8 protein-coding genes are annotated in these 7,390 nt (G+C 69.2%); 3 read left to right on the forward strand and 5 right to left on the reverse strand.

Annotation, left to right across the window (positions count from 1 at the left end; genetic code table 11):
• Positions 1-170: 170 nt before the first annotated feature.
• The 5 genes from ACAM49_RS23290 to ACAM49_RS23310 form a co-directional block, all read right to left on the reverse strand.
• Positions 171-1,352 carry an ROK family protein gene (locus tag ACAM49_RS23290; RefSeq protein WP_369637675.1) on the reverse strand — a complete coding sequence of 394 codons (1,182 nt, stop codon included), beginning with the start codon at positions 1,350-1,352 and terminating at the stop codon, positions 171-173.
• The gene (xylB, locus tag ACAM49_RS23295; protein WP_369637676.1) at positions 1,349-2,740 is read right to left on the reverse strand and encodes a xylulokinase; all 1,392 of its coding nucleotides are present in this window, start codon (positions 2,738-2,740) and stop codon (positions 1,349-1,351) included. Before xylB ends, ACAM49_RS23290 begins: the two co-directional genes overlap by 4 nt.
• Positions 2,741-2,744: 4 nt before the next feature.
• Positions 2,745-3,923 carry a xylose isomerase gene (gene xylA / locus ACAM49_RS23300; protein ID WP_369637677.1) on the reverse strand — a complete coding sequence of 393 codons (1,179 nt, stop codon included), beginning with the start codon at positions 3,921-3,923 and terminating at the stop codon, positions 2,745-2,747.
• A gap of 105 nt (positions 3,924-4,028) precedes the next feature.
• Positions 4,029-4,751: an HD domain-containing protein gene (locus ACAM49_RS23305; protein WP_369637678.1), complete on the reverse strand. Its 723-nt coding sequence runs from the start codon at positions 4,749-4,751 to the stop codon at positions 4,029-4,031.
• 26 nt (positions 4,752-4,777) lie between these two features.
• Positions 4,778-5,728: a GlxA family transcriptional regulator gene (locus tag ACAM49_RS23310; RefSeq protein ID WP_369637679.1), complete on the reverse strand. Its 951-nt coding sequence runs from the start codon at positions 5,726-5,728 to the stop codon at positions 4,778-4,780.
• Positions 5,729-5,938: 210 nt separating this feature from the next.
• Between ACAM49_RS23310 and ACAM49_RS23315 the strand changes: the two genes are divergently transcribed.
• From ACAM49_RS23315 to ACAM49_RS23325, 3 genes are all read left to right on the forward strand, one after another.
• Positions 5,939-6,412, forward strand: coding sequence for a hypothetical protein (locus ACAM49_RS23315; protein WP_369637680.1), 474 nt, complete (start codon positions 5,939-5,941; stop codon positions 6,410-6,412).
• A gap of 2 nt (positions 6,413-6,414) precedes the next feature.
• The gene (locus tag ACAM49_RS23320; protein ID WP_369637681.1) at positions 6,415-6,702 is read left to right on the forward strand and encodes a hypothetical protein; all 288 of its coding nucleotides are present in this window, start codon (positions 6,415-6,417) and stop codon (positions 6,700-6,702) included.
• On the forward strand, positions 6,693-7,390 hold a 698-nt coding region (locus tag ACAM49_RS23325), incomplete at its 3' end, for an NAD(P)H-binding protein (RefSeq protein WP_369637682.1). The genes ACAM49_RS23320 and ACAM49_RS23325, both read left to right, overlap by 10 nt.

Consider the following 7,390-nt stretch of genomic DNA (forward strand, 5'->3'; position numbering starts at 1 on the left):
TCAAGGTTCAGCTGGTCGGGCAGCCGGGTGCGCTACCCGGGATTAGCTGTCTGCCAGCGGAAATGGATCAGTGTTTGTTCAGGCCGATATCAAGGTGAGAAGTCCGATCCATGGACCGGAGAGGACGCAGCGTGTTAACGTTCACCACGCCGCGTCGTCCACACCTCCGCCTACGGCGCGGCAACCGGGGGACCCTGGGCCAGCAGGAGTTCCGGTTCGAGGCAGCCGCGGCGGGTGATGAGCGCGGCGGCGCCCCGCGCGACCGCGTCGCGTCCCAGCGGCGAGACGGCCAGCGTGACCGGACGGCGGGCCGTCGCGAGGACGCCGGTGCCGAGTTCGGCGCGCACGCCGGGTGCGAGATCGTCGAAAAAGGTTGCGTAACTGCCGCCGAGCACGACGGTCGCGATATCGCAGACATTGATCAAGGACACGAGTGCGGTGCCCAGCGCCGAGCCCGCGCAGTTGACGGCCGAGCGGCTGCGGGTGTCGCCGCGGTGCAGGGCGGCGCGCAGCGCGTCGAGTCCCGGCGTGGCCGCGGCGGTGAAAATCGCGTCCAGGCCCGCGTATTGCTCGACGCAGCCGTGGCTGCCGCAACTGCAGGCGCGGCCGCCGCGCTCGATGATGACATGCCCGAGTTCACCGGCGAAACCACTGGCTCCGCGAAACAGATCGCCGCCCAGGACGATTCCCGCGCCGATGGCGACATCGCCGGAGACGTAGACGAAGTCGTCACCGGCCAGCCGGTGCGGCCACACGTGGGCGAGGGCGGCGAGATTGGCTTCATTGTCCACCGCCACCGTCGGCTCGCCGAGCGCGGCCGCCAAGCGGTCGCCGATCCGAATGCCGGTGAGGCCGGGGACATTCGGGGCGTGCACGACCGTACCGTCGTGCACGATGCCGGGCACGGCCAGTCCGACGCCCAGTACGTCCGCCTCCGATTCGGTGATCGCGGCGCGGACGAGTTCGGCGAGGGGCTCGATCAGTTCGTCGGCGTCGCGGTGCCGGTTGTCGATGTCGAGGCGTTGTTCGGACACGGTGGATCCGTCCAGGCGCTGCACGGTGACGCCGAGATGGCGCACATTGATCTCCGCGCCGATCGCCACGGGAGCGTCGGACGAGAAGCGCAGCGGCCGGGACGGGCGGCCGCGGCCGGTGTTCAGCACCGGGTCCTCGGTCAGAATCCGTTGCCGCAGCAGCGGTTCCGCCAGGCTGGCGACGGTGGCCTTGGTGAGGCCGGTGCGCTGGGCCAGTTCGGCGCGTGAGGCGGGGCCGTCGAGGAGGGCCAGGAGCAGGGTTTGCAGGTTTCCGGTGCGCACCTGCCGGAGGTGGACGGGGCCGGGCAACAGGGTCATCGCTCGAGGTACCTCGTCCGGGCGGTCCGGTAGCGCTCGCGGACCGCGTCCGCCGCCGCGGCTTCGTAGCGGCGCACCGGGTTCGTCGATTCTGGCCATTCGGGTGGTTCGGCACCGCCCAGCAGCGCCCAGGCGGCCTGTCGTGCCGCGCCGTCGGCGACGTATTCACCCGGCTCGGGCACCAGCACCGGCACACCGAATACCGAGGGCGCGATCTCCCGCACCGCTCGCAGCGCGGCCGCGCCGCCGATCAGCCGTACGGCGGGGACCGAAACGCCCTGTGCGGTCAGGGCTTCCAGTCCGTCGGCGATTCCGCACAGCATGCCTTCCACGGCGGCGCGGGCGATATTGGCCGGTGTCGCGGTGGAGGTGGTGAGGCCGTGCAGGGCTCCGGTCGCGGTGGGCAGGTTGGGTGTGCGCTCGCCGTCGAAGTACGGGACCAGTACGACACCCTCCGCTCCGGGGGCCGCTGACAGTGCGAGTTCGCTCAATCTGGAGAGGTCGCCGCCGAGCATTGCGGCGATGGTGTCCAGGACGCGTGCTGCATTGAGGGTGCAGACGAGTGGCAGATGGCCGCCTTCGGCATCGGCGAAACCGGCGACGGTCCCGGTCGGGTCGGCCGGGCGGATGGTCGAGCTCGCCGAGGCGACGCCCGAGGTGCCCAGGGACACCACCACATCCGTGCCCGCGGCCAGTCCCAGCCGGGCGGCCGCGTTGTCGCCCGCACCGGCCGCCAGGCGATGTCCGGACGCCGACGTGGTCGATTCGTTCGCGTCCAGCACGCGGGGCAGCAGCAGATCGCCACGGCCGCACGCCAGTTTGAGCAGATCCCGGCAGTATTCGCCGGAGGTGGAATCGAAATAGCCGGTGCCCGAGGCATCGGAGCGGTCGGTGGTGAGCTCGTCGAGTCCGCCGCCGCGCAATCGCCAGGTGAGCCAGTCGTGCGGGAGGCAGACCGCCGCGGTGCGGGCGAGGCTGTCGGGTTCGTGGTCGGCCAGCCAGCGCAGTTTGGTGACGGTGAACGAGGCCACCGGAACCGAGCCGGTGCGCTGCGCCCAGACCCGCGCGCCGAGCTCCTCGACCAGGTCGGCCGCCGCGTCGGCGGACCGGGTGTCGTTCCACAGCAAGGCGTCTCGCACCACGCGGCCCGCCTCGCCCAGGCACACCAGACCGTGCTGCTGTCCGGCCACGCTGATCGCCGCGACGTCCTCGATGCCGCCCGCGGCGGCGATCGCCTCCTGCAACGCGGACCACCAATGGTCGGGATGTACCTCGGTTCCGGGCGGGTGCGCTGCCCTCCCGGACCGCACCAACCGCCCGGTTTCGGCGTCACGGATGACGACCTTGCACGACTGGGTCGAGGAATCGACCCCGGCCACCAATGTCATCCGATCACCGCGCGCCGAGCAGGTGTTCCAGCGCGAGCTGGTTCAACCGGACGAATCCGTACCCGCGTTCACCGGCCCGATCCGGATCGAAATCCGCCTCCGGCTCGGCCAGCAACTCCGCGTACCCCTCCCCCGCGGCCAGCGTCGGTGTCCGCAGCTCCCCGACCCCGGCCACCGACAGCGCCTCCTGCACTTCGGGATCCGCCCGGAAGGCGCACGCACGCTCCTTCAACAGCAGATACGTCCGCATATTCGCGGCCGCCGAATCCCACACGCCCGCAATGTCTTCGGTACGGGACGGCTTGTAATCGAAATGCCTCGGACCGTCGTAGGCGGGCGCGCCGTCCGGCCCTCCGTTCTCCAGCAGATCCACCAGGCCGAACGCGTTCATCAGATCGCCGTGCCCGAAAACCAGGTCCTGGTCGTACTTGATGCCGCGCTGCCCGTTCAGGTCGATGTGGAACAGCTTGCCCTGCCACAACGCCTGCGCGATGCCGTGCGCGAAGTTCAGCCCCGCCATCTGCTCATGTCCCACTTCGGGATTCACCCCGACCATCTCGGGGTGCGCGAGTGTGGTGATGAACGCCAGGGCGTGCCCGACGGTCGGCAGCAGGATGTCCCCGCGCGGCTCGTTGGGTTTGGGCTCGATGGCGAACCGCAGGTCATAGCCGCGATCCCGGACGAATTCGCTGAGCAGATCGAGACTTTCGCGGTACCGGTCCAGCGCCGCGCGCACATCCTTGGCGCTGTCGTATTCCGCCCCTTCGCGCCCGCCCCACAGCACATAGGTCCGCGCCCCCAGCTCGGCCGCCAACTCCACATTCCGCAGCACCTTGCGCAAGGCGAATCGCCGCACGTCCCGATCGTTGCTGGTGAACCCGCCATCCTTGAACACCGGATGCGTGAACAGATTGGTGGTGACCATCGGCACCACCATCCCGGTCTCCGCCAACGCCTTCCGCAGCAACTCGAGTCGCCGCTCCCGTTCGGCCGTGGACGCCCCGAACGGAATCACATCGTCGTCATGGAAGCTGAGCCCGTAGGCCCCCAATTCCGCGAGCCGATGCACCGCCTCCACGGCATCCAATTCCGGCCGGGTGGCATCCCCGAACGGGTCTCTCCCCCGCCACCCCACCGTCCACAATCCGAACGAGAACTTATCCGCGGGCGTCGGCGCAACCATGACCATCCTCCACTTTGTTCAGACATTGAACTAAGTGGCATCGAGCCTACCCACCCCCGCCTCGGAAGTTCCGGGAATCGCCAAAAGGGCTGTCCAGCACGGGTATTAGTCGGCCCATCCGCTACTCGCGAGAATGTCCTCCACGGTTTCGACCCGGATCTCCGGATGACGCTGCCGCAGGATCTCCCCGGCGAGGGTCGCGGGTCTCGCCTTGCGGGGATTCGCGAGGGTTTGCTGCTCGAGGGTGCGGAACAGTGCGGGACTGCCGCCCAGTCGCGGGTATTGGGCGGTCACCTCGTCGGCGTAGCCGGGTGGCAGGTCGGCGGGGCTGCCGCCGAGATCGATTCCGATGCCGATCACGGCGGCTTGTATTTCCGGCGGCCGACGGCGCTGGTACACCGGGGAGCCGACGAATCCCGAAGTGTGCGCGGCGATCGCGTCCCACACGATGTCCACCCGGGCGTCGGTCACGCCGTTGTCCTCGAGGAATCGGGCCGCGTAGTCGGCGCCGTCGATTTCGAAGCGTTGATCACCGTCGGCGACGTCGGTCATGCCGATGTCGTGCAATGCGCAGATGAGGAACACGAGTTCGTCATCGCATGCCAGTTGCTGTTGCTCGGCGACGGCGCGGGCGTAGAAGTAGCTGCGCAGACTGTGATTGCGCACGTGCGGCTGGGCCACCTGGTCCAGCAACCGGTGCGCCTTGACGGCGAGGGAGGTCAGCGGCGGACCGGCCGGTTCCGCCCGCGACCAGCTGGGCGCCGCGGCGAGGAACATCCCGGCGGCCGCTGCCCCGCCCCAGAGGGCGCGGCGACGTGGAATGGACACGATATCTCCTTGTCAGACAAGTTATTTCACTCGTTGGCGGTGTGGAATCGCTGGCGGTAATCGCTCGGGGTGACGCCCAGCGCCTTCTGGAATATCCGGCGCATGCTTTCCTCGGAGCCGAATCCGCATCGGCGGGCAATGGTCGCCACGCCGTCACTGCCGCCGCTCAACTGGGCTTGCGCGGCCTCGATCCGCACCCGCTCCAGGTACTGCCCCGGCGACATGCCGAGTTCGCGGCGGAACAGCCGGGTCAGATGACGCGGGCTGATGGCGGCCCGCGCGGCCATCGCCGAAAGCCGATGGTCGGCAGACAGATCGGCGACCACGGCATCGAGCACCGTGCGCAGGGCCCCGGTCCGCGGCGCGTTGACGCTGGCGCGGACGCTGAACTGCGATTGCCCGCCCGGCCGGTGCAGGAAGACGACCAGATACTTCGCGATCCTGGACGCGGTCTCGGCGCCGTGGTCGGTCTCGACCAGCGACAGGGCCATATCGATGCCGGCGGTCACCCCGGCCGAGGACACCACCGGGCCGTCCCGCACGTACAGGGCGTCCGGATCGACGTCCACGGCGGGGAATCGAGCGGCGAGGTCGGCGCAGGCCGCCCAATGTGTGGTGGCCCGCCGCCCGTCCAGCAGTCCCGCCTCGGCCAGCACGAGCGCACCGGTGCACACCGAGGCGAAGCGGCGCACGTGCGGGCGCGCGTCGCGTATCGCGGCGACCAGTTCGGCGGGGACGCTGCCGGTCGGCGCGTAACCGGGGACCATCACGGTATCGATGGGTCCGGCGAAATCGGCCAGGGTGCAATCGATTCCGATCTCGACTCCGACATCGGTGCGCACCGGCCGTCCGTCCGGCGAGGCGAACCGGATCCGATGCCCGGCCCAGTGCAGCACCTGCACCGGTCCGGCCAGATCCAGCAGCACCACACCATCCGCCACCGCCACCACGATGTCCGCGGGCTTCGCAATCACCACATTTCGATCTTGCGTACCGGTCGGCAGGTCCACAAGGACAGCCACCCCACAGATCGAGCCATTGCCGCAGGATTGCCGCATCGTGGGACCGGCCGCGTGGCGAGGGCCGGATCTGTGGGCTGCTTGTCATTGCCGGCGCTGTTTCGATCCGAACAGACTGGGCGCATGGCGCCGGACCGGGATGGCCGGCCGTTCTCGAAGGAACAATCCGTGACCAAAATTCTGCTCGCCTCGCACGTCCTCGCGGCGATCATCGCCGTGGGTCCGGTTACCGTGGCCGCGAGCATGTTTCCCGCGGCCGCACGCCACGCGGCCGACTCCGGCTCGGACCGCGACCGCGCCGTCGTCGCGGCGTTGCACCGCATCTGCCGCGTGTACGCCGGAATCGGAATCGCCGTCCCGGCTTGCGGTTTGGCCACCGCGAGCAGCCTGGGTGTCCTCGGTGACGCCTGGGTCCTGGCTTCGATCGCGCTCACGGCCGCCGCGGCGGCGATGCTCGGCCTGCTGATCCTCCCCGGTCAGCTCGCAGTGCTGGGCGGTGAGATGCCCACGGCCGGTGCGGGATTGCGGATCGAAAAGCAGGTCACCACCCGATTGGCCTGTTACACAGGCGTTTTCAACCTGCTCTGGGTAGCGGTCACGGTCCTGATGATCGTGCGCCCCGGATCGACGACGGGAGCATGATCATGAACCTGACGCCCCTGCGCCGCGCCGCGATCATCGAAACGCTGTCACTGGTATTGCTGCTGCTCAACCTGGCCACCGCGCATCTGCCGGTGATCTCCACGCTCATCGGCCCCGTGCACGGCTGCGCCTACCTGGCCGTCATCGTCCTGGCCTTCCGGCTCCCGGAGACTCGGCGCGGCGTCAAAGCCCTCGCATTGTTTCCCGTCGTCGGCGGACTGCTGATCCTCCGCGCTCTGACCGACCGACAGTCCACCACCAACGAGAGAAAGGATCAGTCATGTTCGTAGTGATCGGCGCGACCGGAACCGTCGGGCGACAGGTCGTGGCACAACTGCATCGCGACGGGGCACAGGTCACCGCGGTCAGCCGCGACCCGGCGAACGCGGCACTGCCGGAGGCGGTTCGGGTGATCGAGGGCGACCCGTCGACCGCCAGGATCCCAGCCGTGGCGTGGCGCGGAGCGCACGCAGTGCTGCTCAGCTCACGAGCCGTCACCGCGTCGGCCGCCGAGATCCTCACGGCCGCAAGAGAACACGATGTCCGGCGAGTCGTGGTGGTGTCGGCGTCGACCGTGGCACACCCGGCAGGTGAGCCGCGATTCATGGCGGCATTCACCGCATTGGAAGCCGCCGCCGAAACCTCCGGCCTGTCCTGGACCGTCTTGCGCTGCGCGGATTTCGCCGCCAACACCCTGTCCTGGGCACCGCAATTGCGCACCGGCAACGTGGTGCGCGGCGCCTACGGCACCGCCGCCACCTCCCCGATCCACGAGCGCGACATCGCCGAAGTAGCGATCCGAGCCCTCACCGAAGACGGCCACGCGGGCCGCCGATACCTGCTGACCGGACCGGAATCCCTGACCCAGTACGACAAGGTCCGCATCCTCGGCACGGCGACCGGCCGCAACCTATCCTTCACCGAACTCCCACCCGACCAAGTCCGCACCGCCATGCTCGCCCAGGGCCTCCCCGAGGA

Origin of the sequence: Nocardia sp. JMUB6875 (genome assembly GCF_041154655.1) — a bacterium.
Lineage (GTDB): Bacteria > Actinomycetota > Actinomycetes > Mycobacteriales > Mycobacteriaceae > Nocardia.

Bases quoted from the DNA above. Each gene is read 5' to 3' on its own strand.
- ACAM49_RS23290 (WP_369637675.1), bottom strand. From the start codon at position 1,352: ATGACCCTGTTGCCCGGCCCCGTCCACCTCCGGCAGGTGCGCACCGGA.
- ACAM49_RS23320 (WP_369637681.1), top strand. From the start codon at position 6,415: ATGAACCTGACGCCCCTGCGCCGCGCCGCGATCATCGAAACGCTGTCA.
- xylA (WP_369637677.1), bottom strand. From the start codon at position 3,923: ATGGTTGCGCCGACGCCCGCGGATAAGTTCTCGTTCGGATTGTGGACG.
- xylB (WP_369637676.1), bottom strand. From the start codon at position 2,740: ATGACATTGGTGGCCGGGGTCGATTCCTCGACCCAGTCGTGCAAGGTC.